The organism is Hymenobacter saemangeumensis (genome assembly GCF_039541835.1).
In the GTDB taxonomy this organism is placed as follows: Bacteria; Bacteroidota; Bacteroidia; order Cytophagales; family Hymenobacteraceae; genus Hymenobacter; species Hymenobacter saemangeumensis.
On the sequence record NZ_BAABGZ010000013.1, the window covers coordinates 534,465 to 558,957 of the forward strand.

Genomic DNA, 24,493 nt, shown 5'->3' on the forward strand with positions numbered 1-24,493 from the left:
AAGCCAACCGGTGAACCGGACAAAAAAAGCAGGCAGGGGCGGTGCCTGTCCGGGGCGAAATATAGCCGGGCAGCCCCGTCAGGCCCTATGTGGAAAACTTCTATGTTTTTTCTTTGGCCTGCCCAAAACCAAGCGGTAATTTCCGCAATTGATAGGGCCGAACCTAGGGTTAAACACCCTTCTGCAACTACTCTTCAAAGCTGACCAACCCCCTGCCCGGCTCCTTCCGGACCGGCATTCTCATATCTCAACCTAACACCTCAACCCCGATAGGTATGCTAGTAATTAAACGCGACGGCCGCCGCGAATCCGTGAAGTTCGACAAAGTCACGGCCCGGATTGAAAAACTGTGCTACGGGCTGAACATGAGCTTCGTGTCGCCCATCGAAGTGGCCAAGAAGGTGATTGACGGCATCTACGACGGCGTGACCACCGTGGAGCTCGACAACCTGGCCGCCGAAACCGCCGCCTCGCTCACCACCAAGCACCCGGACTACGCCATCCTGGCGGCCCGCATCGCGGTAAGCAACCTGCACAAGGTGACCTCGAAGTCGTTTTCAAGCACCATGAAGCGGCTCTACACCTACGAAGACCCCAAGAACGGCGAGAATGCCTCGCTGCTGGCCAAGGACGTGTGGGAGGTGATTCACAAGCACGCCGCCACCCTGGACTCGGCCATCATCTACGACCGGGACTACAACTACGACTTCTTCGGCTTCAAGACCCTGGAGCGCAGCTACCTGCTGCGCCTCGACGGCAAGGTGGTGGAGCGGCCCCAGCACATGCTCATGCGCGTGAGCGTGGGCATTCACAAGGACGACATCGACTCGGTTATTAAAACCTACAACATGCTGAGCGAGCGGTGGTTTACCCACGCTACGCCTACGCTGTTCAACGCCGGCACGCCCAAGCCGCAGATGTCGAGCTGCTTCCTGCTCACCATGAAGGACGACTCCATCGAGGGCATCTACGACACGCTGAAGAACTGCGCCCTGATTTCTCAGTCGGCCGGCGGCATTGGCTTGTCGGTGAGCAACGTGCGCGCCACCGGCTCTTACATCAAAGGCACCAACGGCAACTCCAACGGCCTGGTGCCCATGCTGAAGGTGTTCAACGACACTGCCCGCTACGTGGACCAGGGAGGCGGCAAGCGCAAAGGTGCCTTCGCCATCTACCTCGAGCCCTGGCACGCCGACGTGTTCGACTTCCTCGACCTGAAGAAAAACCACGGCAAGGAGGAGATGCGCGCCCGCGACCTGTTCTACGCCCTCTGGACGCCCGACCTGTTCATGAAGCGCGTGGAAGCCAACGGCGACTGGACGCTGATGTGCCCCCACGAGTGCCCCGGCCTCGACACCAGCTGGGGCCCGGAGTTTGAGAAGCTGTACCTGAAGTACGAGAAGGAAGGCCGCGGCCGCCGCACCATCAAGGCGCAGGAGCTGTGGTTTGCCATCCTGGAAAGCCAGACGGAGACGGGCACGCCCTACATGCTGTTCAAGGACGCCGCCAACGGCAAATCCAACCAGCAGAACCTGGGCACCATCAAGAGTTCCAACCTCTGCACGGAAATCATCGAGTACACCGACAAGGACGAAATTGCGGTGTGCAACCTGGCCTCGCTGGCGCTGCCCCGCTACCTGAGCACCGATGCCAAGGGCAACGTCACCTTCGACCACGACAAGCTGTACGAGGTAACCTACCAGGCGACCATCAACCTGAACAAGGTGATTGATGTGAACTACTACCCGGTGCCCGAGACGCAGAAGTCCAACTTCCGCCACCGGCCCATCGGCCTGGGCGTGCAGGGCCTGGCCGACACCTTTATTGCCCTGCGCATGCCCTTCGAAAGCGCGGAGGCGGCCGGCCTGAACAAGGACATCTTCGAAACCATCTACTTCGCGGCCATGACGGCCTCCAAGGATTTGGCCATCAAGGACGGCGCCTACGAGACCTTCCCGGGCTCGCCCTTGAGCGAGGGCAAGTTCCAGTTCGACCTCTGGAACGTGACGCCCGAAAGCGGCCGCTGGGACTGGGACACGCTGCGCGCCGAAGTGGTAAAGCACGGCGTGCGCAACTCCCTGCTGGTGGCGCCCATGCCCACGGCCAGCACTGCCCAGATTCTGGGCAACAACGAGTCGTTCGAGCCCTACACCTCCAACATCTACGTGCGCCGCGTGCTGAGCGGGGAGTTCATGGTGGTGAACAAGCACCTGCTGAAAGACCTGGTGGCCCTGGGCCTCTGGAACGAGCAGATGAAGCAGGACATCATCGCGGCCAACGGCTCGGTGCAGAACATCCCGCGCATCCCGCAGCACATCAAAGACCTGTACAAGACGGTGTGGGAAATCTCCCAGCGCACCATCATCGACATGGCCGCCGACCGCGGGGCCTACATCTGCCAGAGCCAGAGCCTGAACCTGCACGTGCAAAACGTGAACTTCGGCAAGCTCACCAGCATGCACTTCCACGCCTGGAAGCGCGGCCTGAAAACCGGCATGTATTACCTGCGCACCAAAGCCGCCGCCGACGCCATCAAGTTCACGGTGCAGAAGCAAGCCGCCGAAACGCTGGAGCCGCTCAACGTAGCGGCGCAAAACCAAAGCGACATGGTTTGCTCGCTGGATAACCCGGAGGGGTGCGAGGCCTGCGGGTCGTAAGGGAGCGTTGAGCACAAAAAAAGGAGGTGAATTTCACCTCCTTTTTTTGTGCTCAATAATCTTGGAGTTATTGAAGCACAAAGTCAATTCGTGATTTCTCAAGGAGAAATTCATCAACCCTCACTTTATCCAAAAAGGGTACTCCCTTAACCTTGTCATACAATTTGAGCAGCCGACCTTTTGCTCTGGCAATTACTGTGTCATAGCACATAGGAATTATCACGACTGTTTCATCCCGCTGTTTAGTTGGAAGTGCCTCAAGCGGTTCTAGAGCGTCTCCTAATACAAAACAGGTCACTCGGGCATTTGTAATTAGCCCTTTGTTGATAAGTTCTTTTACATACTTCCAAGCTTGGCTCTTTTCTACTTCACCAATAGAGACACCAGGCTTTTTCAACTCAACTATTGTGAGTCTATCAATACCTGCCTCACCGCCATTTTCATCATAGTGCTGGTATGCGTAAAAACCGATAGTGCTGTCAGGAAGTATGGCAAAGTCAGGCCGAATATTCGTGCCTGCCATCTCTCCACCGTATAACTTCTGGATAACCTGAGTCATCGTTTCATTGGAAGTATACTCGATTGTCTCGTACTCTGGACCAAATATCCAAAGGCCACGGTGAAAGAGTGGCTGTAGTTCCCCAACTTCAGCAGTACTGTTCTTCAGCACCTTTATTTTAAGTTGTTCTAAGAGTTGAAGGCGGAATTCAAGCTCATCAAGGACAATTTTTGCCGCATCAATATTCCACTTATCAAGGAGGCCAGCTAGGTTGTCAAGTTGGTCAGGCCTCATTGCAGAAAGCTGACTGATGAGACTGTATTGCGACGATGAATTTTCAAGCTTGGCTAGGATGGTGGAAAGCTTAAATAAATCCGATTCTGAAATAGAAGGGCAGTCCTTTTGAACCTCCTGTATAAACTCTTCCCATCTAAGCCGGCCTACAAGCCCCATCTTCTTCAACTCTCCGATGTTTTCCCGCTTAATGTCTTTGAATAAGCTGAGACGAGTATCTTTTGTCAACTCTAGTAAATACTCTTTAATGGAGCTATGAACTGCCTCATGTACTTTGAGGTAGTCCGAGTTGGTAGGATAAAAGCCTGTCCAGTCAGGAAGTATAGCTTTCGATTTGTCAAGGGCGTCGGCTTTAACAATAAATGTGTACTTCTTGGCAGCAGTCCTCCTTCCATCAATAAGATGCTGGTAGCCGACGCCTTTCCAGTTGCACTCACCAACCATTCGACCATTTACAAGCCAAGCGACCCCATGTTGCTGCGTTGTCTTGTCGCTTTCTCCAACGTCAATAATAACGACTTCGATTTGGCCTATACCGTCAACTGTGATGGTTACTTTATCAACATTATCTTTAGGAATGTCGGAGAACTCAATCTGTGTTCCATTAAGGAAAACGCTGAACTTAGGGTTTACCAGAAAGCGCATTCCGATTTCGGAACGTATCAGTTCCTCTGAAAGAATAGCCTGCCTTGCAGAATTGATATAAACTTCTGTGCCATGCCCTTCACGCGGTTTTGTCTCTCCCTGTTTTTTGAAAACTAAGCTATTGTCATCTTTGGTGTAGACTTTGAACGTGTTTTCTTCACCGTTTCGCCAAGTTTTTACAAAATATGCTTTCCCAAAAGCAAACCCAGCAAACCTGCCCTTTCCATTTTTGCCAAATACGGTTCTTCGGCCTTCTATATCATTATCAGCGGGAATTTCTGCGTAAAGCCCTTGGCTTTTTTCTCTGTCATATGACAATTTTCTGAAAATGGACATGAATTGGTTCTCAGTCATTCCATGTCCATTATCAGTTACCGAGAACCTTTCACCATCGTTTTCAGGCCATGCGATATTAACAATTGAAGCGCCCGCATCCCAGGAGTTAGCAATCAACTCCATGATAGCGACTTTCGGAGACTTTATAATATGTGTCCCAGTAAATTGCTCAAAGAATCTATCTTCAAACAATGGCTTCATTAGCGGGTTCTTTGGCTTTTTCATTTTGACAGATAAAGGGAGGCTCTAAAGTAAGAATCTTAAGCTCCCCAGCCGCTGCTGCCCCGCAGCGGCTGGGGTGTTTCCGGCCGTTACCCTTCGTATCTTAGCCGTATGGAAACCCCCGCTTCTTCGGCCCACCCGCGCATAACCATTGACCCCCACATCTGCCACGGGCAGCCCACGGTGCGCGGGCTGCGCTACCCGGTGCAAAACGTGCTGGAATGGCTGGCATCCGGCATGAGCGACGCCGAAATCCTGGCCGACTACGAAGACCTGGAAGTAGAAGACCTGCGCGCCTGCCAGGCCTACGCCGCCGAGATGCTACAGGTGCGCTCCATTTTCCGGCTGGCGTCGTGAGCCAGCCCGAGCCGCTGCGGGTGCTGATTGATGCCCAGCTGCCCCGCCGCTTGGCCGACTTCCTGGCGTTTCATGCGGGCTACGATTGCCGCCACACCCTGGACCTACCGGACGCCAACCACACCCAGGACGGCAGTATCACCGCGCTGTCAATGGTTGAGCAGCGGGTAGTCATCACCAAAGACGCGGACTTCGTGAACAGCTTCCTGCTGCACAGCCAGCCCTACAAGCTGCTGCTCATTTCCACCGGCAACATCAGCACCAACGACTTATTAGGCCTGTTTCGCGCAATGCTCCCGCAGCTAACTGTTGCCTTGCGGCACAACTACTTTGTGGAACTGACGCGGGCCGCATTGATTACGCACCGTTAAAATGGCAACTATCCCCAGCCGCTGCCGCCCTGCAGCGGCTGTTTTGCGCTTCGGAACAGTTGTAGCTAGCTTCCACCTATGAAACAGATTGTAATGGCCGTGCTGGTTTGGGCATCGATAAGCGCCAGCTGGGCGCAAACCCCAAAGGCCAAGCCCAAAACCAGTAAGCCAGTGACACCGGCTGCGGCCCTGCTGCAGGGAGTCTGGGCGGTTAGCGAAGAGGAAAACGCAGTGTTCTGGGTCAAAGGCAACCGGCTGACTTACGTGGAGTTTCTGGACCAGCCGCTTCGATATGCTCTGACGCCTAGTACCCTTACTATCTATCAGTCGGATGGGCCGGATAAGTATCGCATCAAAAAGCTGACGCGGGACAGCCTCGTGATGGTGCATTCGTTGGGAGCGGTAATGCGCTTATATAAAAGACGGTAGCCGCTGCCGCCCCGCAACAGCTGGTTTGTTTTCAAGTAAGCTTGCTATATGAAGCCCCTTTTGCTCCTCGCTCTACTGTTGCCAGCAGGCCAAGCTACCGCGCAAACCGCCTCCAATGACGCAATGCCTGAAAAAGGCTACGTACCGGATGCAGCCACAGCAGTTGCTGTAGCAGAGGCTGTGCTGCGCCCCATCTACGCCCAGCACGGCTGGAAACTACAGAACTGCCAGCCATTAGCTGCTACCTTAAGAAACGACTCGGTTTGGGTGGTTAGGAAGCGGCGCCCGGGCAAAGGCGGGCCTTATGCGGAGATAAGTAAGGCTACTGGTTGTATTCTGGTGGCTGAAGCAAGAAAGTAAATGCTTAACCCCAGTCACTGCCATTCTACAGCGACCAAAGTGACTCGAAACCCGCTCCGCAAGCCGGGGAGGGTGTATATTGCTCGTTCACTGTCCGCTTCCCGCGGCTCATTTCGTTTTTATGGAGCCTGTTGCTACTCCGGTCACCAGCCAGCTGCCCGCGGAAACCTGGGAGGCGTATCCCCTCGTCAGTCCCGGTAAGTTTATTGCCCTGTGCTTGTTCACCCTGGGCTTGTATGGCTTATGGTGGCAATACAAAACCTGGCGGTTTTTTAAGCAATGGCAGCAGACGGACACCTGGCCGGCCGCGCGGGCTATTTTCAGCTTGTTCACCCTCAACGAGCTGCTGAAAACCATCAATCAGTTTGCCTGCCACTCCGGCGGCTACACCCCCATTCCCAATCCGGGGGGGCTGGTTACGGGCTATGTCATTGTGAGCCTGCTGAGCCGGCTGCCCGACCCATTGTGGCTAGCCAGCCTGGGCGCCTTCGGCTTCCTGGTGCCGGGGTACCGGGCGTTTCGGGATGCCATGCTGCAGGCGCCTGCCTACGGTGGCTACGACCAGGACTATTTCAACACCCGCCAGCTCATCCTGATGTCGGTGTGCTTCGTTTGCTGGAGCCTGCTGATTATCGGGCTCACCATGGGCGAAGCGTAAGCCCCCGATGGAATTGAATAGATGCAGCCGGCCGCCCATGCAAAGGACAGGGGCGGCCGGTTTTGCATATCGAGAAGGCTAAACCGAGGCTTCGTGCAGGCTGCTGGCCTGGGAGTACATCGGCATCTCCTCGGGCTGCGACAGGGCCGTGGCGACGGCACCCGTGGCCCCGAGCGCCAGGAAGGCGTTGCGGGCGCGGGTGTTGTCGGCAAAGCCGAACAGCCAGGGCGCGGCCAGGGCGGTGAGGCTGCTCACCACGTCCATTACCAGGTGGGCTTTGTAGGGCATCACCTTCACCAGGCCCCACTCGGCGCGGGTGAGGAGGCCGGAAAGCAGGGCTGTGCCCGCAATGGCATAGGAAACGGTAGAAGCGGTTTTGTCGTCGGTAAAGCCGGCTGCGGCCGGGGCCGCGGCAAAGGCCGTGATGAGGGTGAACTCGGGAATAGCGTGCTGCTGACGCGAGATGGGCTGGTTCATGAGGTAGGGTTATGGAAGTGGAAAGGAGGATACGGGTGCCCGGAAGGGCCAGGGTGGGTAACGGGCTAACCAGCCAAAAGGATAATGCCGAGCTTAAGCGGAAGCGGGGAGGGCCCATCTGGAAGTTGAGGGCCGCCCTGCTTACTTTGCCGCTCACCGGTGGGGCGCAAGCAGTGGCTCCCACCCGGGGTAGCACGGGCACATGGACGGACTTGTATCGGTAATGGTTTGGCTGGGTTTGTCGGGCCTGGGGCTGGGACTGGGGCTGCTGGCCGGCCGGCTGGTGAAGGTGCTGAGCCGTCGCCACCAGGACCGCTCGCAGCTGGGGCTGGCGCGGGCGCTGCTGGCCGGGCTGCTGGGCTGGGCGGCCCTGGCCACCGCCCTGGCGTTCGTGCACAGCGCCTGGTACCTGGCGTCGGCGGTGGCGGCCACGGCCTGCTTTTATGGCACCGTGCTGCGCCACCCCGTGCAGGAAGACGAGGAACGTCTGCTGGAAAAGGAGCAGCGCAAAGCCCTGGCCCGCTACGAGCAGCTGGTGCAGCCCTACGAGCAGCTGCTGCAGCGCCGGCAAGCCGAAGGGCTGGCCTTCCTCGACGAAGCCCTGCTGCCGGCACCCAAAGCCCGCCTGGCCCAGGCGCTGCGGCAGGTATACTGGGCCCGGCTAAACAGCCTGCACCCCGCCCTGAGCCGGGCCGAGCTGCTGAAGCAGTACGCCGCGCTGGCGTACTTCATCAAAGCGGAGGACGCCGTGTTTATGAACAGGTTCAACGGCGTGCTGCAGCCCGGGGAGGAGGCCGTGCGCCTGGCCCGGCAAGACCCCGAGTATTTCATAATGGGGAGGGAGCGCATGAACAAGGTGTACCAGCGCCTCAGCGAGGAGCAGAACCAGCTGATGAACGAGTGGTACAAGGCCGGCGCCGTGCTCGACGAAGACTGAGGGCTGCTAATGACAGCAAAAAGGCCGCTGGAAGATTCCAGCGGCCTTTTTGTTGGCAAAATTCAGGCGAGGCTACTCGCGTACCACGCGCACCGTGCTGGTGCTGCCGTTGGACAGCTCGGCCTTCACCAGGTAGAGGCCGGCGGGCAGCTGGGCCACCTTGGGGCAGTCGAGGGTAGCAGTGCCGCCCACCAGGGTCACCTTTTCCTGCCACAGCACGCGGCCGGTGGCGTCGAAGAGGCGCAGGGTGGCCGTTTCCTGGGCGTCGGGCGCCTGCAGGGTCAGGTGCAGGGCTTTGCTGCCCACGGGGTTGGGGTGAGCCGTGAGCTGCAGCAGGCCGGCGCCGGCGGGGCGCGTTACCAGGCGCACGGGCGAGAGGGCAGCCGTGCCATCGAAGTCGAGCTGGCGCAGGCGGTAGTAGAGCATGCCGGCGGGCAGGCGCAGGGCGTCAGCATCAACGAAGCGGTAGTCCAGGGCGCGGGCCGAGTTGCCGGCCGCGGCTACGGAGCCCACTTCCGCCCAGGTGCTGCCGTCGAGGCTGCGCTCCACTACAAAGCGGTCGGCGTTTTTCTCGCTGGCCGTAGCCCAGCTCAGCTCGGTGCCGGCAGCCTTCCAGCGGGCGTCGAAGCGGAGCAGCGACACCGGCAGCGGGGCAGGCGTGAGGAAAGTCACCAGCGAGGTAGTTGATACAACGTTGTTGGCGGGGTCATAGAGGCGTACCAGCTGGGAGCCGCCGCAACCGTTGGTAACGAGGATGTTATCCACTGTCCAGCCCACGCTGGCCACCGAGTTGTCGCTGCGTGAGCGGAAGCGGACGCGAACGGAGCTGCCGGCAAACGAGGAGAGGTTGATGTTCGACTTGATGAAGTCAGCCGGGGCTGAGCCATTGGCCGAAGCGCCGGTGAAGCAGGCTCCATTGGCGGTGCTGGAATTGTAGCCGTTCTGCAGGAAGTAGCTGCCGGCATCTGTCCAGGAGGTGCCGTTGTTGGTCGAAATCTCCACGTTGCCGCCGTCGTACCCCGCTTCGTAGTCGAAGTAGTGGTAGAAGGAGAGGATGGAAGCCGGCGTGGGTGTGAAGGCCGCCGAGGTCAGGGTCACGTCGCTGGTGCGGGCGCCGCCGGTGATGCTCCAGGCGCTGCCCGGGCTGTAGTAGCGGGTGGTAGACGGTGCCCAGGGCGTAACCTGGCCGCTGGTAGCGGAGGAGGCAAAGCCCCCGGTGGGCGTTCCCTCGCGGGTGTCGTTTACGGGGAAGGTCTGGGCGCAGGCGGCGCCGCTGGCGGCCCGGGCCTGAATGGTGAAGGTGCGCGTCTCATTGGCCGTGGTGAAGCCCAGGTCGGCGAAGGTCACTGTGTTGCCGGAGAGGGTGCCGCCGCTGCTGCTCACGTATTGCAGGCCCGTGGGCAGCACGTCGGTGAGGCGGTAGTTGTTCAGGGGGGCGTCGCAGTTGCAGGTAGCCTTCAGCGTAATGTTAAAGGTGTTGCCGGCCAGGGGCTCGGTGGCCTTTTCCAGCTGTACGCCGCTGGGCACGTCATACGCGGCGGTCTGGTCATCGGCATTGGTAGAGGCGCCTTGTACGGCGCTCACGCCCATGCCGCGGCGGGCGAAGGCCCGCCAGATGGAGCAGCGGTGGCGGCCTTGGTAAAGCGCATCATCGGCGGCCAGAATGGCGTCGCGGGCATTGAGAAAGCCCGGCTGGCAGGGCTGCAGCTTCATGCCCAGCATCACCAGCTGCAGGGCCATGATATTGCCGCCGGTGGCGGCGCTATTGTAGAGGTTGCCCGTAATGCTGCCTTCCTGCTGAATGATGTTCCAGGTCATGTCCCACAGCGCCGAGCACCACACCGTGCCGTTGGCGTGTACGCCGGCCGAGCTGCTCACGCTGGCATAAGTAAGGGGGTTCACGGTCATGGAGGTAGAGTAGGGGTAGGCCCGGATGCCGGGGCCGTCGGCCGGCAGGCCCACGTCGAAGTTGCCGATGCCGCGGCGGTTGGGGCCGTCGGTAAGCTGGGCCGTGGTCCAGTCGGTGGTCAGCATCAGGCCCAGGTAGTCGCTCCAGCCTTCGCCGCCCTGCTCGGCGTTGCCCAGGCAGCCGGCCTGAGCCGGGCCGCCGGTGAGGCGGCTGGATACGCCGTGGCCGTACTCGTGGGTAATCACGCCGTTGTCGAGGTTGCCATCGATGGGGGGCGTAGCCAGCAGCGTCACGTTCACGGTGCCGCTGGCCATGGCGTTGGTGATGATGACGCCATTGTCCTGCGATATCATCACGGCCGGGATGGTGATGGTGTTGTCGGTGCCGCCCATGCCGATGGGCTCGCCGGGCTGGTTGTTAATCATGAGCACGGCGATGGCGCCGCGGTTCTGGGCTTCCTTCACCTTCACGGTAAAGCCGCAGTTGCCGCGGTAGATAACGGCAATCTTGCCGGTCAGCACGTTGGCGGTGTTGGCCGTGCAGGCCTCATGGGTGCCGCCGGTAGCATCATTGTAGTACTGCAGGGCGCCGGTTTTGGGGCCTACATTAATCAGCTTGTTGGCCGTGCTGAAGGAGCTTTCCACCGAGTAGTAGTCGCCGGCGATGCCGCTGGGCGAGTTCACCCGCGTGGTGGGCGGGCCGTCCCACAGAAACATCTGCATGCGGGGGGCGCTGCCATCGGCGGGCGTCGACATGTTGGCGTTGTTGGTGCCGCTGCCGTCGAGGGCTTCGGCACGCACGGCGTCGGCGCCGCTGCTGCCGCCGCGTCCAAGGTTGGTAACCTGGAAGTTGCCGCTGGCTTCGTTGAAGCCGTACTGGTACAGCACGTCGTGGATGATGTTGTTCCAGTAGAAGAGGTTGGTAACCGCGTTGTTACGGTTGTCAGCCGTGGAGGTGGGCGACACGTTGAAGTCGCGCGGGTAGCTGAAGGTCAGCGAGGGCACGGCCGTGGTCGACGGCGCATAGGTCGTTGGAGACGTCGGATCGGTGCCGCCCAGGTCGGTGTAGGCGTTTACGTTGTTGCCGCGGGTGTTGGCAAAGGTGGTGGTGCCATCGAAGTGCCAGCCGTGGGTGGTGGCGTTGTTGTTGGCGCCGGCCCTGGTCCAGGGGTTTGTTTCGGTCTGGAAGCTGGTGCCGATGGGGTTTTCCTTGGGGTAGGGAATAACCAGGTACTGGGCGCTGGTGGTAACGGCCGTAGTGGAGCTGGGCCGGGCCACGGCAGCGCTGGCGGCCGGGGCGTAGGCCCCGGTCTTGCGGCCCAGCACGGCGTGGCGCTTCAGTGCCATAGGCGCCTCGTGCACAGTCCAGTTGTCTTGCCCGATGATGCTGCCCGTGGCGGCATCTACCCGGATGTTGAGCCAGTCGGACGAGCCCAGCAGCTCCACGTTCACGTTCCAGGCCAGGTGCAGGCGGTTTTGCTTGTCGGTAGCCCATACCAGGCGGGCTTCAATGTCGCGGCGGGAAATGCCGGGGGCGGTGAATGTTTGCTTGGCTTCCACACCGGTGGCGGCCGAGCGCGCCTGCGGGGCGGCTACTCCAGCTTTCATCCAGGGGCGCACGGCGGTGAGCACGGCGCTGGCGGCGGCTACGGCAGGTGTAGCGGGCAGGTTGGCCAGGCGCTCGTGGGCAACCATGGTCCCGGCTTTATGCACCAGGCGAGTGCCGGAGTAAGCCAGGGTGAGGTCGTGGTTGTAGATGGGGATGCCGCGGTAGAGCTGCTCTACGTACACCAGGTTCAGGCCGCTGGCCTCGTCGGTGTAGGAGCTGGTTACGCGAACGTCCTCGGGGCGGCCATTCAGGGCCGCCCAGGGAGCCGTGGATTTATTGGCGGCGCTGGCATCGGCGGGTGCCGAAACTTTCTGGGCCTGCGCCGGAGCTACCCAGGCAGCGCCACTGGTAATTGCAAGTAGTAGAGAATGCGTAAAAAGTTTTTTCATGTAGCTAAAAAAGGAGCCAGTGATAAAAGTGCAACATCTGGCAAAGTTAAGGTTGTTTTTCCATGATTTCTATGTTGCCTTCTCTTTATTGTGCATTTTTCATTTAGGTTGCACAATAATTTGCAAAGTGTTAAAATAGCACGAGCTGCTGGCATAGTGCTTTGGTATTGAGTGCAAAAAAAATACAAGAGCCAAGCTTATTAAAGTGCAAATAATCGTGTTGATTTGTTGAATATGTGCAATTATTAATTACATTAGTTTCAGTAACAAATGGGCTGGTTTCGGGCTTGTCGGGCCTGCGGCTTCCTCCGTATAAGCTCCATGATTCCGCTCATTGCCCAGACTTCCCGCCTCACCCTGATTGCGGCCAGCCGCGCCTTGCTCACGGCCGAGCTGCACAAGCCCCACTACTTCCCGGTGCTGCTGGGCTCGGCCCTGCCCGCGGTCTGGCCACCTGTGGTCACCGGCCCCGACAGCCGCCCCCAGCAGCTGGCGCTGCTCACCGAGGGCGGACGTACGGCGGCGGGCTGGTACAGCTGGTATGCCCTGCGCAAAGCCCACGACGGCACGCCCCGCACGCTTATCGGCGTCGGCGGCTTTCTGGGCCCGCCCGATGCGGCGGGTACGGTTGAGATAGACTACTCCGTGGCCGATGAGTGGCGCGGGCAGGGCCTGGCCACTGAGCTGGTAGCCGGGCTGGTGCAGCAGGCCGCGGCTACGGGCATGGTACGGCGGCTGCTGGCCCGGCCGGCTGCCGACAATCCCGGCGCCCAGCAGGTGCTGCGCCGCAACGGATTTGCCGAAACCGCAACCCTGCCCGATGGCCGCCTGAGCTTCGAGCGCGAAGTGGAGCCGGCCGGCTAATACCCGAACCGGGCCCCACGCAAGCAGCCCCGGGCGCTGGCGTAGTGCCGGCACCCGGGGCTGCTGCTATATGCAGGCCGGCTTACTTGAGCTGTGACCGGCGTGCTTTAACCAACCAGGAAGAGGCGCGGCGCTGGCTGCGGTAGTTTTCGCTGGGCACGGGCAGCTAAGCCTTGCGGGCGAAGCAGGATGGCTGAGGCCGCCGGTATATTTGGTGCCCGTTTCACCTTTTCTGCTGCCTGCCGTGCCACAGCCCCTATCTGCGCCCCTGCACCCCGTCCCCGTTCTCGAAACTGCCCGGCTCTGGCTGCGCGGCTACTACCCCTCGGATTTTGAGCTGCACCTGGCCATGTGCCAGGAGCCGGACTTCTACCGCCACCTCAGCCCCGGCCCCATGCCGGCCGAGGAGGTGTGGGGCAAGTTTCTGCGCACCATCGGGCACTGGACGCTGCTGGGCTACGGCTTCTGGGCCATAGAGGAGAAAGCCAGCGGCTCCTACATCGGCTCCATCGGCTTTGCCGACTTCAAGCGCGGCCTCGACCCGCGCATGGACGACGTACCGGAAATTGGCTGGGTGCTGGCCCCGGCGGCGCACGGCAAGGGCTACGCCAGTGAGGCCGTGGCCGCGGCCCTGGCCTGGGGGCAGGAGCAGTTTGCCGACGCCCGCACAGTGTGCATCATCGACCCCGACAATACGGCTTCGCTGAACGTGGCCGCCAAGTTTGGCTACCGGGAGTTTGCCCGCAGCACGTACAAAGACAATCCCATTGTGCTGCTGGAGCGGCCCGGGACGGGAGCGGCATAGCCACATCGGGGTGGGGGCCGTAGAAGTGTAGCAATTCCAACTTTTTGCTCACTTCACCTTTCGCGCTATGTATCGCTTGCTGCTGCTCGTATGGCTGTGGGTGCTGGCCGCCCCGGCCCCGCTCCTGGCTCAATCTTCGGCCCAGGGCCTGCCGCCCCGGCCCAGCCCGTTTCAATTTGTAAACGACCAGGCCCAGCTGCTCAGCGCGGGCGATGCCAAGAAGCTGGAGGCGGGCCTGCGGCGCTACGCCGACAACACCGGCACGCAGGTAGTGCTGGTGACCGTGCCCAGCCTGGGCGGGCGCGACGTGGCCGACTACGGCCGGGAGCTGGGCACCGCCTGGGGCGTGGGCCAGCGCGACAAGAACAACGGCGTGGTGGTGCTGCTCAGCAAGGAGGAGCGCAAGGTGACCGTGCAGGCCGGCAGCGGGGTGCGCGACAAAATCACGCCCGAGCTGGTCAGCCGCGTTATCAACCAGGAAATGACGCCCCGCTTCAAGCAGGGCAACTACTTCGCCGGCCTGCGCACCGGCCTGAGCAGCATTATGCTGGCGGCCAACCCCGATTCCCGCCCGCAGCAAAGCCAGGACGCCACGGCGGGCACCGCGGCCGCCGGCGCCACCGCCCCGGCCGACGGGCTGAGCTCCGGCGCGGGCAGCAGCGCGCTGGGCAACGAGCCCGGCACTGGCCCGGGCTACGCGTCGGAGCCGGCGTATGCGCCCGCTTCGGCGCCCGAGCCTTCCGGCCCGGGCATGGGCACGCTGCTGGTGGGGGCGCTGGTGGTAGTGGGCATCCTGTGGCTGCTGCTGCGCATGTTCCGCCGGCGCAGCGCCGCCTCCGCTAATGCCGCGCCGGTACCCGACTTCTATGGCAACGGCGGCGGGCCCGGCCCGGGGCCGGGTGGGAGCTACGGCCGCGGCTACCAGCAGCCCGGGCCGGGCTATGGCCCGGCGCCGGGCGGCGGTATGGGCAGCGGCATGGGCGGCGTGCTGATGACCGGCGCCGCCGCGGCCGCCGGGGCTTACCTGGGCAACCGCATGGCCTCGTCGGGGCACGACCACGACAGCCAGGGCCACAACCTGGGCGGCGCCGACACGCCCCCTTCGCACCTGGGCGGCGCCGCCGGCGCAGGCGGCGCCGGCTTTGGTGGGGGCGCCGGCACGGGCTTCCCGGCCCTGAACGACGAGGGCAGCGACTACCGCTCCGCGCCCGACTATTTCTCCGATGATGCCCTGAACAACTCCTCAAACGACTATTTCTCCGACAGCGGCAGCTACGACGACCTGTCGTCGGGCGACAGCGGGGGAGGCGGCTTCGACGGCGGCGACGACAACAGCGGCTCCTGGTAGGCAGCTGAGCGCTGCAATTCCTGAGGCTCACCCTGCCGGGTGATGGCGCGCTGTCGGCGGACTTTCGACAAAACAGCATCAGCAAAAAGGCCCCGCCGTTGCAACGGCGGGGCCTTTTCATTCACGGCAGTACGGGTTATTCCTTCACCACCTTCAGGTGCTGGGGCTTGCTATCGAAGGCGACGCGCAGCAGGTACAGGCCTTTGGGCAGGTCTTCCAGCCCGGTGAGGCGCTGCTGGCTCAGCCCGGCCGGCAGGTCGAGCTGGTACCTGCGCAGCACCCGGCCGGCAGCATCGCTGAGGGTAAGCCGGCAGGCAGCCTGGGCCGTGGGCAGCTGCACGCTTACCTGCAGCTCCTGGCGGAAGGGGTTGGGGGCCGCGCTCAGGCCCAGCAGCGGCTGGTCGAAGAGCACGCTGCGCACGGGCGAGAAGCTGGCCGTGCCGTCGTGGTCTACCTGGCGCAGGCGGTAGTAGCGCAGGCCGGTCTTGCCGGCTTCGTCGTCGGTGTAGGCATAGGCCTGGGGGCGGTTGCCGGTGCCGGCGGCGCCCACAAAGCCCAGGGCGCGGAAGTCGCGGCCATTGCTGCTGACCTGTACGTCAAAGCCGCGGTTGTTTTTCTCGCTGGCCGTGGCCCAGCTCAGCTCGGTGCGGCTGCCCTGGCGGCGGGCGTCGAAGCGGGTCAGCTCCACGGGCAGGGGCATGGTGGCATCCTCCACGCCGAAGGGCGAAAAGGACGTGAGCCCGGTGCGGGTAAGCAGGTAGGGGTTGCTGCCGGCGGCGGGGCCGTAGCAGGTAAAGCAGGGCGCGTTCCATTCCCCATTTTCGTAGTGGGCAATGGTGGCGTTGCTGCGCTCGAAGCTGGCCAGCTCATCGCTGGCGTTCCACTGCAGCGTGAGGGCGGCCGCTGAGCCGCCGGCCGTGCCTTCGCTGATGTTCCAGGTTTTGTTTACCACATGCGAGGTGATGGCCGTGCCCTGGCGGCTGATGCCGTCCATTACCGTGCCCACGAAGTAGTCGGCCGTGCCGGTGTTGGCGAGGGTGGCCGGCGTGTAGCTGATGGTGCCAATGGGGAAGGTGACGCTGCCGCGGCCGCCGGCCCCTACGTTGTTGAAGCGCACGCGGCCCGTGCTGCCGTTGGTTACCACGTAGTGCCCGGCCCCGGCCCCGAGGAAGGCACCGCTGAGGCTGTTCATCTGCAGCTCGTTGCCGTTGCTGTTGAGCATGCCATTGGTCAGGTCTACGTTGTTGGTCACCACAATGTCGGCACTCAGCGACTTGGCCGCGCTGCCGCTGCCGGCCACGACGAGGTTGTAGTAGGTGCCGGCGCCGATGCTCTGCGTGCCCGGGCCCGAGAAGCTGGTGGTGCTGCCGGGGCCGGCCGTAAACGAAGCCAGGCCCGCCGTGGCGAAGTTGCCCTTGATGTCCAGCACCGCGCTGCCGGCCAGGGTGAGGCTGCCCGTACCGGCAATGCTGAGGTTGCTGGTGCTGCCCGTGCCGCTGCTGAGCTCCACGGTGGCGCCGCTGGGAATAATGGCGCTTACCAGGGCCGAGGGCAGGCAGTTGCTCCAGTTGCCGGGCGTGTGCCAGCTGCCGTCGACCGCCCCGGTGAAGGTGGTGGTGGTATTTACCGCGATGGTGGTGCTGCCCAGGCCGGCGCCGGCCCCGGCACAGCTGGCATCGTTCAGGCTGGTAAGGGTATAGGTGGTGGCGCTGCTCAGGGCCGGCGTCGTAAACGTGTAGGGGTTGGCAGTGCTGCCGGTCACCGTCACGGGCGTGCTGCCATCGGTGTAGGTGAAGTCCCAGGGGCCGGTGCCGGTGAGGGCAATGCTCACCGTGGCCGCCGAGCCGGCGCAGACCGGGCCGCTGCTGCTCAGGGTGGCCGTGGGCAGGGGGCTCACGTTTACCTGCACGGCCGTGCGGGGGCTGCTGCAGATGGGGGCCACCACCCAGTTGTAGAAGAAGTAGTAGCTGCCCGTAGTCACGGCGGGGTTGATGCCGTTGGTAACCGTGACGACGCCCGCCGTGGTGAGGGGAAACACGCTGGTGTTTTCCCGAATCAGCAGGCTATTCAGGTTGGTGGTTTGCAGCAGCTGGTAGCCGGTGCCGGCCGCGATGGCGAAGTCCAGCGTCACTACTACCGGCGTCACCACCGTGCTGCTGCCCGCCGGCAGGTTAACTTCCTTGCTGGCCAGCACCGTGCCGCCGCTGTTTCTCAGGTAGAAGGTCGTGGTGGTGGCCGTGCTGGCCGTCGGGTACACGGTCACCGTTTTCAGCACAAAGTCGCTGAGGGCGTTGAACTGCAGGCCGGTGTTGCCCAGGCTGCCGTTGGTGGCCGTGGAGGCCGGCACCGTGCTGCGGCCGGCCGTCTGGTCGGCGCCGGGCACGGTGGCGGCTGCGAAGTACTGCCGGCTGGCCGCTACCGTGGGCGCGTACGTGCTGCCCGTGGCCAGCACCAGCGCCGAGCTGCTGCTGTCGTACCAGTAAATGGTGGCGCCGGCGTTGGCGGTGGCCGTCAGCGTGGCGGTGCCGCCCGCGCAGCCGGCACTCACCGGCGAGCTGGTGCCCGTCAGGGCCGGGGTGTTGACGGTTACCGTCACCGTATTCGAAAAGGCCGACTGCACGCTGCCGCCGCAAACCACCCTGGCCTGGTAGGAGGTAGTGGCCGCCACGCCGGTGACTACCAAAGGGGTGCCAGTGCCAATAGCCGTGCTGTAGCCGTCGGCCGACGAGAACCAGGTAACTGTGCCGCCGGCCGCGCCCGTGGCCGTGAGCGTGACGTTGCCCGACTGGCACAGCGTGGTAGTGGAGGCGGCAATGGAGCCGATGCTGGGCGGGGTAACCGTGATGGCGGCCGGCGCCGGCGTCAGCACGTCGTCGAAGGTGTTCTGGTCGCCGCTCACCGTGGCGGCCACGGCGAAGGTGTAGGTGCCGGCGGCGCTCATGTTCAGCGTGCCCACGGCCACGCTTTGGCTGGCGCCCGCCGCCAGGGTGCCGGTGCTGATGGTGGTGCTGACGGTGGCCGTGACGGCCCCTGTGACGTTTACCGTCACGGTCAGCGGATTTGCGGCGAAGTCGAGGGTGGCAGCCCCGCTGTTCTGCACGCTTACGCTCACGGCCTCGTCGGTGCCGTAGCAGCCGGTGCTGGCCGGCGCCGTCAGGGCCGTGGGCCGGATGCTGATGGCCGCCGGCACAAACTCGTAGGCTCCCAGGTCGGGGGCCGTGCTGCTGCCGGCTGCGCCCGCGCCCCGCGTCAGGCCCGCAATGTCGGTGCTGATGCCGGCCAGGGGCGTGCCCTTGTTGTCGAGGGCCGAGGTGTTGGTGGGCTTAAACACGGCGTTGAAGCCCGGGTCGGCGGCCACGGAGTTGAGGTCGGGCGTACCTGCCGTGCCCTGCCACTGGGCCAGGGTCTGGAAGTTGCTGCTGCCGTACTGCCCAATAAAGCCGCTGCTGGCCGGCGTGCCGTTCTGCAGGTACTGAATGTAGAGGTCGTTGTAGTTGCACACCGAGCCCACGCCGCCCACCGGCCCGCTGCTGGCGGGCGTGATGATGCAGAAGTGGCGGGCGCTGGTGCTGGTGCCGGTGTAGTTGGTGAGGTTGGCCAGGATGTTATTCACGATGTTGGTGGGCTGAATCAGCGCGGCCAGCTCAATGCAGGCGTTGCTGCCCAGCGTGCCGTTGTTGGTGGCCGACACAAACACGTCGGAGGGGTCAATCACCACGGTGTTGTAGTAGAGGTTGACCACCTGGCTGCTGGCGGGGTTGGAGCCATTGCCTACCACCGAGATGCCCACGCTGGAGCGGCTGGTAGTGGCGCTGGTGGTGCTGCCCGTCACGCGGCTGATGATGTTGTTGTAGAAGTTGAGCGTGGCGGCCGTAGAAGCCGATGCCGCGGCCACGCCCAGGCGGGCGCCGTAGGAGAAGTTGCTGGTGCTGGCCCCCACGCTGCGGATGTTGCTGATGCGGTTGTTGTAGATGGTGCTGGCATCGGCGCCGGTGCCGTAGCAGTAGAGGGCGGCCAGCCCGAAGTTCTGGCGGCCCGTCACGTTCTGAATGGTGTTGTCGTGGATGCTGACGCGGTACTCGTTCAGGCTGTAAATCCCATAGTTAGCGGCCGTGCTGCCGTTGCCGCCCAGGTCGTCGGCCGTGCCGGCTTCGCCCACGGTGCAGTTGGCCACCTCATTGCCATAGTCCGACAGCGTGAGGGTGGCCGAGGTGTTGGCGCTGGCCAGCAGGATGCCGTTCTGGCTGTTGCGAATGCTCAGGTTGCGCAGCACGTTGTTGCTGCAGGTGGCGCTGGCCCCGCCGCCGGTCGTGGTGGGCGCCGTGCCGTTGAAGCTGGTGTTGCTGCTGATGGCGGCGCCGTAGCTGCCGCCGGTGGCCCGGTTCAGCGAGATAGTGGCGTTCTGAATGAGGTTGTTGCCGGCCCCCAGGATGGGCGTGCCCGCCCGGTTGCGGATGCGGTAGCCGTAGATGGGGCCCGCCGCATTGGCCGCCGCCAGCCCAATGTCGATGCCGTCGAAGGTAACATAGCTGACCCCGTGCAGGTCGACGGCGGCGGAGCTGGCCCCGGTGGCGGTGGTCAGAATAACGGGGTTGGCGGCCGTGCCGGCTTTGCTGAAGGCGATGCCGTTGCTGGCCGTGCCCGTGCGCAGCACGGTCAGGGCGCCTTCGCTAAATGTCTGGCCGGCCGTCACGTTAAAGGTGGTGGGGCCGGTTACGGTGGTGGCATTGAGGAAGGTAATGGCGTTGGCGAAGCTGTCGAACACGCCGTTGCTGCCCGCCGCGCTGCCCGTCACGTTGTCGATGCCGTAGCTGCCGGCAATGCCCGTGGCCACGGTATAGCTGTAGTTGGCGCCGCTGTTGTTGTTCAGGTTCAGGGTCAGCATGTCGTAGCCCGAGCCCAGGCCAGCCACCGTGGCAATGGGCGAGCTGAACACGTAGTAGCGCACCGCCGTACTGGCCGCCTGCCCGGGAATCAGGGCCGTGGCCGTGCTGCCGCTCACGGCCATGGCCACGGCCGCCGACGTGGCGAAGTTGTCGGTGGAGTAGCGCAGGTAGAAGTACTCGGCCGCGTGGGGCGCGGCCGCCAGCGTGGCTGTCACCCGCACCTGGCTTTGCCGGCCCGGCGTGGCCGGGCTCTGGCTCACCGTGCTGATGGCTACGGGACTGTACACCGTTTCCAGCACGGCCATGCTGTTGTTGCTGCCGGCTCCGAGGCTGGTCACGTTAAACGTATAATAGCGTCCGCTTACCACGGCCGGCAGCTTGCCCGGCTGCCCCCCAAAGCCTGAGTTGAAACGCGCCGAGGCGGCCTGCGTGGCCGGGTCAACAACTTGGTTGTAGCCTGCCAGCGTCTGGTCGCTGGTATAGGGGCGCCAGTTTGTGCTGTAGTCTTCGGCTCCAGCCGTGCCCTGGGCAAACTGCCACTGCCAGCTGCCGGCCGGGCTGCTGGCGCTGGCCTGCAGCCGGTACTGCCGGAACCCGCCTACCGGGTTCAGGTTGAAGGTGCCGTAGCTGCCGCCGGGCAGGTCGGTACCCAGCACGGTGGGCTGGGCCTGGGCTGGGAGCACAGCTCCCAGCAGGCCCAGGGCCAGGCAGCTGCCGGTCAGCCAGCGGGTAAGTCCCGCTGCGGGCAGGGAAGTAAAGACAAACATGTTGTTGCTGAAGTAGGTGGGAGTTTAAGGCGTTGGGGCGGGCCGTAGGCCGGCGGGGCTTGCGTAGGGGGGGCCAAGGCCGGGCGGCGGGCAGCGCCCACGGCAGCCAGGGGAAATGGGCGCGTAGTCCGGCCCTGGCCGAGGAGAATTCAGCGCGGCTGCTCAGCAGCGAAAGCAGTTTTAGAAGAGCTGGTTTCCAACTTAATAAGCATGAATTCTGGACATATATTCAGCATATTTCGGCATTGTTGGCGGCTTCTCAGATGCGCCTACATAGGTTTATTTGTGCAAACGTTGCCGGGAACGTTGCCAGCCCCAGCCGCTTGGCTTGCCCCTGCGGCGGTGCCTACCTTTACCGCCTGGTTTTCAACTCCGCCTTGCCCGCTATGCCTGCTCCTCCGTACCAGCAAACGCCCGTTCTGGAAACCGAGCGCCTGTGCCTGCGCGGCTACCAGCTGGCCGACCTCGACGCCTACCTGGCCATTTGGCAGGCGCCGGCTTTCTACCGCTACCTGAGCCCGCGCCCCATGGTGGAGGAAGAAGTATGGACCATGATGCTGCGCAGCGTGGGCCACTGGGCCCTGCAGGGCTTTGGCTTCTGGGCTGTAGAGGAAAAAGCCAGCGGCCGCTTTATCGGCGCCGTGGGCTTTGCCGACGGCAAGCGCCACATCGAGCCGTCCATCAAGGGCGTGCCGGAGATAGGCTGGGTGCTGGCAGCCGCGGCCCACGGCCAGGGCTACGCCAGCGAAGCCGTGGCCGCCGCCCTGGCCTGGGGCGACCAGCACTTTGGCGGGGCCCGCACCGTGTGCATCATGGACCCCGACAACCTGGCTTCACGCCGCGTGGCCGAGAAGTTCGGCTACCGCGAGTTTGCCCGCACCACCTACAAGGGCGAGCCCACCCTGATGATGGAGCGGCCCGCCCGTTCCGTAACCTTCTAATTTAGAGTTTTCACCGTATGCTGGATATTCAACTCACGCCGCTGCAGGAGCTGCGCACGCCGCGCCTGCACCTGCGGGCGCTCAGCCCAACCGACGCCCCCGAGCTGCTCTTTCTGCGCTCCGACCCGGCCGTGATGCGCTACCTTCAAAAGGCGCCGGATACTTCCCTGGAGCAGGTGCAGCAGCACCTGCAGCTGCTCGACAAGCAGCTGGCCAGCAACCAGGGCATCACCTGGGGCATCTGCCGGCCCCCCCACCCCCAGCTGATTGGCAGCATCTGCCTCTGGAACCTGCAGCCGGCCCACCACCGGGCCGAAGTCGGCTACGACCTGCACCCGGCCCTCTGGCAGCAGGGCTTCATGAGCGAGGCCCTGACCGCCGTGCTGGACTTTGGCTTCGGCACCCTGCGGCTGCACTCCATCGAGGCCAACCTCAGTCCCGACAACACCGCCTCGCGCCGCCTGCTGGAAAAGCACGGCTTCCAGCGCGAAGGGCATCTGCGGGAAAACTACTGCTTCAACGGGCAGTTTTTCGATACGCTGGTGTACGCGCGGCTGGCGCCGTCACCCGATGCCGCCCCGGGCCCAGCTTAGCCGGCCGGCAACGCCAAAAAAGCCCGCATGGTCGGGCTTCCAGCGCTGCTTTTCCGGTGCCCCCGCCGGTGCCTGAGCCGGGCGCATAAAAAGAGCCCCGGCTGGGTGACCGGGGCTCAAGGAGGCAGGGAGGGGGTGGAACCTAGATGCCTTTGGGAAGCAGGGTAACGAACAGCGGGTCGTGCCGGGCCTTTTTCATGCCCACCTGCCAGTCGCCGAGGCCGGCGTAGGCGAAGGTGAGCGTGCCGGCGGCAAACACCCTGGCACCGGGCAGGGCCAGGCCGTTCTGACCCAGTACGATGCCCTTGATAGTTACCAGCTTGGGGCGCTGGGCGCAACCGGGGCCACTACGGCAGCGGCTTGGCCACTACCACCGGCTTGGCAGCGGGCTTGATGCCGCGGGTCTAGGTGGCGTGGCCAAACGAAAGCAGGCAGAAGAAGAGGAGGGAAGCGAGAGTGGTGAAGAGGGAGCGTATTGTAAAAAAGGCGAGGGAAGAGGCGGGTTTTGGGGAGGTCAGGCGGCTTGCTGTGGCGTTGATGATTCAAAAGTAGAAGGCCCCTCCAACGCCCTCCCCGGCTTCTGGCCCAGCGACCGGCTTTCGCCGACGAACGCGAGGGTTATTGTAGGTGAACGAAAGCGACGATGCAGTCATTGGACCCGGCGAGAGCGGCGGAAATCGGCTGCCCGGCCCAACCCCAGGCCCTGGTTGGCAGTTAATACCGCCAACCCTCCTTACTACCTCTTAAAAACAGATGCGCATGGAAAACCTGAAAGGAAAAACGGCCCTCATTACGGGCGCTGGCAAAGGCATTGGCCGGGCCGTGGCACTGGCCCTGGCCCAGGAAGGCGTACACGTGGGGCTGCTGGCCCGCAACGAAGCCCAGCTGCGGGCCGTGGCCGACGAAGCGGCCGCGCTGGGCGTAAAGGCTTCCGTCGCCGCAGCCGATGTGGCCGACCTGGAAGCCGTGAACCGGGCTGTGGCACGTATAGCCGAGGAGCTAGGGCCCATCGACATCCTCATCAACAACGCCGGCATTGGCACCTTTGCCAAGTTCCTGGACATGGACCCGGCCACCTGGGAGCAGATTGTGCGCGTCAACCTGTTTGGCGTGTACTACGTGACGCGGGCCGTGCTGCCGGGCATGCTGGTGCGCCAAACCGGCGACATCATCAACATCTCCTCCTCGGCCGGGCAGCGGGCGGCCGCCGGCAGCAGCGCCTACAGCGCCTCCAAATTTGCCCTGATGGGCCTCACCGAGTCGCTGATGCAGGAAGTGCGCAAGAGCAACATCCGCGTGTCGGCGCTCACGCCCAGCACTGTGGCCACCGAGCTGGCCATCAGCAACAACCTCACCGACGGCAACCCCGACAAGGTGATGCAGCCCGAAGACCTGGCCGAAATCATCGTCGCCCAGCTCAAGCTCAACCGCCGCATCTTCATCAAAGAAGCCGGCATGTGGTCGACGAATCCGTGAGTCTCAATGTGGTGATGAGGTGAGGAAGTGATGGAGTGAAGAAGTAAAAAGAAGAACGTCATGCTGAGCGGAGCAAAGCGAAGTCGAAGCATCTTGCCCGCAGCAGTAAACCCAAACAAAAAGGATTACTGCCGCAGGCAAGATGCTTCGACAAGCTCAGCATGACGTTCTATTGCTTCATCACCTCATCACCTCATCAACAATCGTATTGCCGCTGGCGGTAAATCTTGCCGTCGTGCAGCTCGAACACCATGCAGAAGTGGGCCGTGAGCTGCTGGCCGCGGGTGAAGGATGCGGCATCGGCACCCACCTCACCCCACCAGCGGGCTTCTACTACTACGGTGTCGTTGGCGCAGGTATGCAGGTGCTCGAGGCTAAACGCCTGGGCCGCCAGCTGCACGCCATGGCGCTCGGGCTGCGTGAGCTGGTAGGCGTACTCGCTTTCAGCTACTTCGGGGTGTAGCAGGTCGGAGTACCGGGCCGGGTTGGGGTCGCAGGTTTCGAGCAGGGTGAGGTAGTTGCGAACCAGGGTGGCGGCGTCTGTCATAGCGGGCGGAACAGAAGAGTAAAACCTGCGCGAAAGATACGAATAAACCGGTTTATGGCGGCTAATAATTTTAGCTTTTCTTGCTAATGCGTTTCGGCATGCCCCGGCCGGCCAAGTC

General features: G+C 62.9%; 18 protein-coding genes. 13 read left to right on the top strand and 5 right to left on the bottom strand.

Translation table 11 applies throughout. The annotated features are described in order from the left end of the window. The first annotated feature begins 275 nt into the window (after positions 1 to 275). A complete protein-coding gene (locus ABD919_RS06535; protein ID WP_345234919.1) occupies positions 276 to 2,657 on the top strand; it encodes a ribonucleoside-diphosphate reductase subunit alpha in 2,382 nt (793 codons plus the stop codon). 67 nt (positions 2,658 to 2,724) lie between these two features. Here the strand turns inward: ABD919_RS06535 and ABD919_RS06540 are convergent, their stop codons facing one another. Next, positions 2,725 to 4,656, bottom strand: a complete 1,932-nt coding sequence (locus ABD919_RS06540) for an ATP-binding protein (protein WP_345234921.1) — start codon at positions 4,654 to 4,656, stop codon at positions 2,725 to 2,727. Positions 4,657 to 4,764: 108 nt separating this feature from the next. Between ABD919_RS06540 and ABD919_RS06545 the strand changes: the two genes are divergently transcribed. From ABD919_RS06545 to ABD919_RS06565, 5 genes are all read left to right on the top strand, one after another. After that, positions 4,765 to 5,010, top strand: a complete 246-nt coding sequence (locus tag ABD919_RS06545) for a DUF433 domain-containing protein (RefSeq protein ID WP_345234923.1) — start codon at positions 4,765 to 4,767, stop codon at positions 5,008 to 5,010. Further along, positions 5,007 to 5,381: a DUF5615 family PIN-like protein gene (locus ABD919_RS06550; RefSeq protein ID WP_345234925.1), complete on the top strand. Its 375-nt coding sequence runs from the start codon at positions 5,007 to 5,009 to the stop codon at positions 5,379 to 5,381. The genes ABD919_RS06545 and ABD919_RS06550 overlap by 4 nt, the downstream gene beginning before the upstream one ends. A gap of 78 nt (positions 5,382 to 5,459) precedes the next feature. Beyond that, positions 5,460 to 5,810: a hypothetical protein gene (locus ABD919_RS06555; protein WP_345234927.1), complete on the top strand. Its 351-nt coding sequence runs from the start codon at positions 5,460 to 5,462 to the stop codon at positions 5,808 to 5,810. Between the two features lie 48 nt (positions 5,811 to 5,858). After that, positions 5,859 to 6,170: an NTF2 fold immunity protein gene (locus tag ABD919_RS06560; protein WP_345234929.1), complete on the top strand. Its 312-nt coding sequence runs from the start codon at positions 5,859 to 5,861 to the stop codon at positions 6,168 to 6,170. Between the two features lie 121 nt (positions 6,171 to 6,291). Continuing rightward, positions 6,292 to 6,828 (top strand): hypothetical protein, encoded by a 537-nt coding sequence (locus ABD919_RS06565; protein WP_345234931.1) that lies wholly within the window; start codon positions 6,292 to 6,294, stop codon positions 6,826 to 6,828. Between the two features lie 78 nt (positions 6,829 to 6,906). On the opposite strand, the gene ABD919_RS06570 is transcribed toward ABD919_RS06565, so the two are convergent. Beyond that, positions 6,907 to 7,305: a hypothetical protein gene (locus ABD919_RS06570; RefSeq protein ID WP_345234933.1), complete on the bottom strand. Its 399-nt coding sequence runs from the start codon at positions 7,303 to 7,305 to the stop codon at positions 6,907 to 6,909. A 202-nt stretch (positions 7,306 to 7,507) separates the two neighbouring features. Here ABD919_RS06570 and ABD919_RS06575 point away from each other — a divergent pair, with 202 nt between their 5' ends. Further along, positions 7,508 to 8,242 (top strand): hypothetical protein, encoded by a 735-nt coding sequence (locus ABD919_RS06575; RefSeq protein ID WP_345234935.1) that lies wholly within the window; start codon positions 7,508 to 7,510, stop codon positions 8,240 to 8,242. A gap of 72 nt (positions 8,243 to 8,314) precedes the next feature. Here ABD919_RS06575 and ABD919_RS06580 read toward each other — a convergent pair whose 3' ends face one another. Further along, complete coding sequence (locus ABD919_RS06580; protein ID WP_345234937.1) at positions 8,315 to 12,148, bottom strand: M36 family metallopeptidase; 3,834 nt, start codon at positions 12,146 to 12,148, stop codon at positions 8,315 to 8,317. A 321-nt stretch (positions 12,149 to 12,469) separates the two neighbouring features. Between ABD919_RS06580 and ABD919_RS06585 the strand changes: the two genes are divergently transcribed. The 3 genes from ABD919_RS06585 (at position 12,470) to ABD919_RS06595 (ending at position 15,165) form a co-directional block, all read left to right on the top strand. Continuing rightward, a complete protein-coding gene (locus ABD919_RS06585) occupies positions 12,470 to 13,012 on the top strand; it encodes a GNAT family N-acetyltransferase (protein WP_345234939.1) in 543 nt (180 codons plus the stop codon). A 244-nt stretch (positions 13,013 to 13,256) separates the two neighbouring features. Next, positions 13,257 to 13,817 carry a GNAT family N-acetyltransferase gene (locus ABD919_RS06590; protein ID WP_345234941.1) on the top strand — a complete coding sequence of 187 codons (561 nt, stop codon included), beginning with the start codon at positions 13,257 to 13,259 and terminating at the stop codon, positions 13,815 to 13,817. A gap of 67 nt (positions 13,818 to 13,884) precedes the next feature. Beyond that, a complete protein-coding gene (locus ABD919_RS06595) occupies positions 13,885 to 15,165 on the top strand; it encodes a TPM domain-containing protein (RefSeq protein WP_345234943.1) in 1,281 nt (426 codons plus the stop codon). A gap of 136 nt (positions 15,166 to 15,301) precedes the next feature. On the opposite strand, the gene ABD919_RS06600 is transcribed toward ABD919_RS06595, so the two are convergent. Then, positions 15,302 to 20,818: an Ig-like domain-containing protein gene (locus ABD919_RS06600; protein ID WP_345234945.1), complete on the bottom strand. Its 5,517-nt coding sequence runs from the start codon at positions 20,816 to 20,818 to the stop codon at positions 15,302 to 15,304. A gap of 386 nt (positions 20,819 to 21,204) precedes the next feature. Here ABD919_RS06600 and ABD919_RS06605 point away from each other — a divergent pair, with 386 nt between their 5' ends. The 3 genes from ABD919_RS06605 (at position 21,205) to ABD919_RS06615 (ending at position 23,828) form a co-directional block, all read left to right on the top strand. Then, positions 21,205 to 21,759 carry a GNAT family N-acetyltransferase gene (locus tag ABD919_RS06605; protein ID WP_345234947.1) on the top strand — a complete coding sequence of 185 codons (555 nt, stop codon included), beginning with the start codon at positions 21,205 to 21,207 and terminating at the stop codon, positions 21,757 to 21,759. Between the two features lie 17 nt (positions 21,760 to 21,776). Then, positions 21,777 to 22,352, top strand: coding sequence for a GNAT family N-acetyltransferase (locus ABD919_RS06610; protein ID WP_345234949.1), 576 nt, complete (start codon positions 21,777 to 21,779; stop codon positions 22,350 to 22,352). A 759-nt stretch (positions 22,353 to 23,111) separates the two neighbouring features. Then, the gene (locus tag ABD919_RS06615; RefSeq protein ID WP_345234951.1) at positions 23,112 to 23,828 is read left to right on the top strand and encodes a 3-ketoacyl-ACP reductase; all 717 of its coding nucleotides are present in this window, start codon (positions 23,112 to 23,114) and stop codon (positions 23,826 to 23,828) included. 196 nt (positions 23,829 to 24,024) lie between these two features. Here the strand turns inward: ABD919_RS06615 and ABD919_RS06620 are convergent, their stop codons facing one another. Beyond that, a complete protein-coding gene (locus ABD919_RS06620; RefSeq protein WP_345234952.1) occupies positions 24,025 to 24,375 on the bottom strand; it encodes a nuclear transport factor 2 family protein in 351 nt (116 codons plus the stop codon). Positions 24,376 to 24,493 lie beyond the last annotated feature (118 nt).

What these genes read in the sequence shown, in the direction of transcription:
- ABD919_RS06535 (WP_345234919.1), top strand. Translation starts at nt 276, where the DNA reads ATGCTAGTAATTAAACGCGACGGCCGCCGCGAATCCGTGAAGTTCGAC.
- ABD919_RS06540 (WP_345234921.1), bottom strand. Translation starts at nt 4,656, where the DNA reads ATGAAAAAGCCAAAGAACCCGCTAATGAAGCCATTGTTTGAAGATAGA.
- ABD919_RS06545 (WP_345234923.1), top strand. Translation starts at nt 4,765, where the DNA reads ATGGAAACCCCCGCTTCTTCGGCCCACCCGCGCATAACCATTGACCCC.
- ABD919_RS06555 (WP_345234927.1), top strand. Translation starts at nt 5,460, where the DNA reads ATGAAACAGATTGTAATGGCCGTGCTGGTTTGGGCATCGATAAGCGCC.
- ABD919_RS06560 (WP_345234929.1), top strand. Translation starts at nt 5,859, where the DNA reads ATGAAGCCCCTTTTGCTCCTCGCTCTACTGTTGCCAGCAGGCCAAGCT.
- ABD919_RS06565 (WP_345234931.1), top strand. Translation starts at nt 6,292, where the DNA reads ATGGAGCCTGTTGCTACTCCGGTCACCAGCCAGCTGCCCGCGGAAACC.
- ABD919_RS06570 (WP_345234933.1), bottom strand. Translation starts at nt 7,305, where the DNA reads ATGAACCAGCCCATCTCGCGTCAGCAGCACGCTATTCCCGAGTTCACC.
- ABD919_RS06575 (WP_345234935.1), top strand. Translation starts at nt 7,508, where the DNA reads ATGGACGGACTTGTATCGGTAATGGTTTGGCTGGGTTTGTCGGGCCTG.
- ABD919_RS06580 (WP_345234937.1), bottom strand. Translation starts at nt 12,148, where the DNA reads ATGAAAAAACTTTTTACGCATTCTCTACTACTTGCAATTACCAGTGGC.
- ABD919_RS06585 (WP_345234939.1), top strand. Translation starts at nt 12,470, where the DNA reads ATGATTCCGCTCATTGCCCAGACTTCCCGCCTCACCCTGATTGCGGCC.
- ABD919_RS06595 (WP_345234943.1), top strand. Translation starts at nt 13,885, where the DNA reads ATGTATCGCTTGCTGCTGCTCGTATGGCTGTGGGTGCTGGCCGCCCCG.
- ABD919_RS06600 (WP_345234945.1), bottom strand. Translation starts at nt 20,818, where the DNA reads ATGTTTGTCTTTACTTCCCTGCCCGCAGCGGGACTTACCCGCTGGCTG.
- ABD919_RS06605 (WP_345234947.1), top strand. Translation starts at nt 21,205, where the DNA reads ATGCCTGCTCCTCCGTACCAGCAAACGCCCGTTCTGGAAACCGAGCGC.
- ABD919_RS06610 (WP_345234949.1), top strand. Translation starts at nt 21,777, where the DNA reads ATGCTGGATATTCAACTCACGCCGCTGCAGGAGCTGCGCACGCCGCGC.
- ABD919_RS06615 (WP_345234951.1), top strand. Translation starts at nt 23,112, where the DNA reads ATGGAAAACCTGAAAGGAAAAACGGCCCTCATTACGGGCGCTGGCAAA.
- ABD919_RS06620 (WP_345234952.1), bottom strand. Translation starts at nt 24,375, where the DNA reads ATGACAGACGCCGCCACCCTGGTTCGCAACTACCTCACCCTGCTCGAA.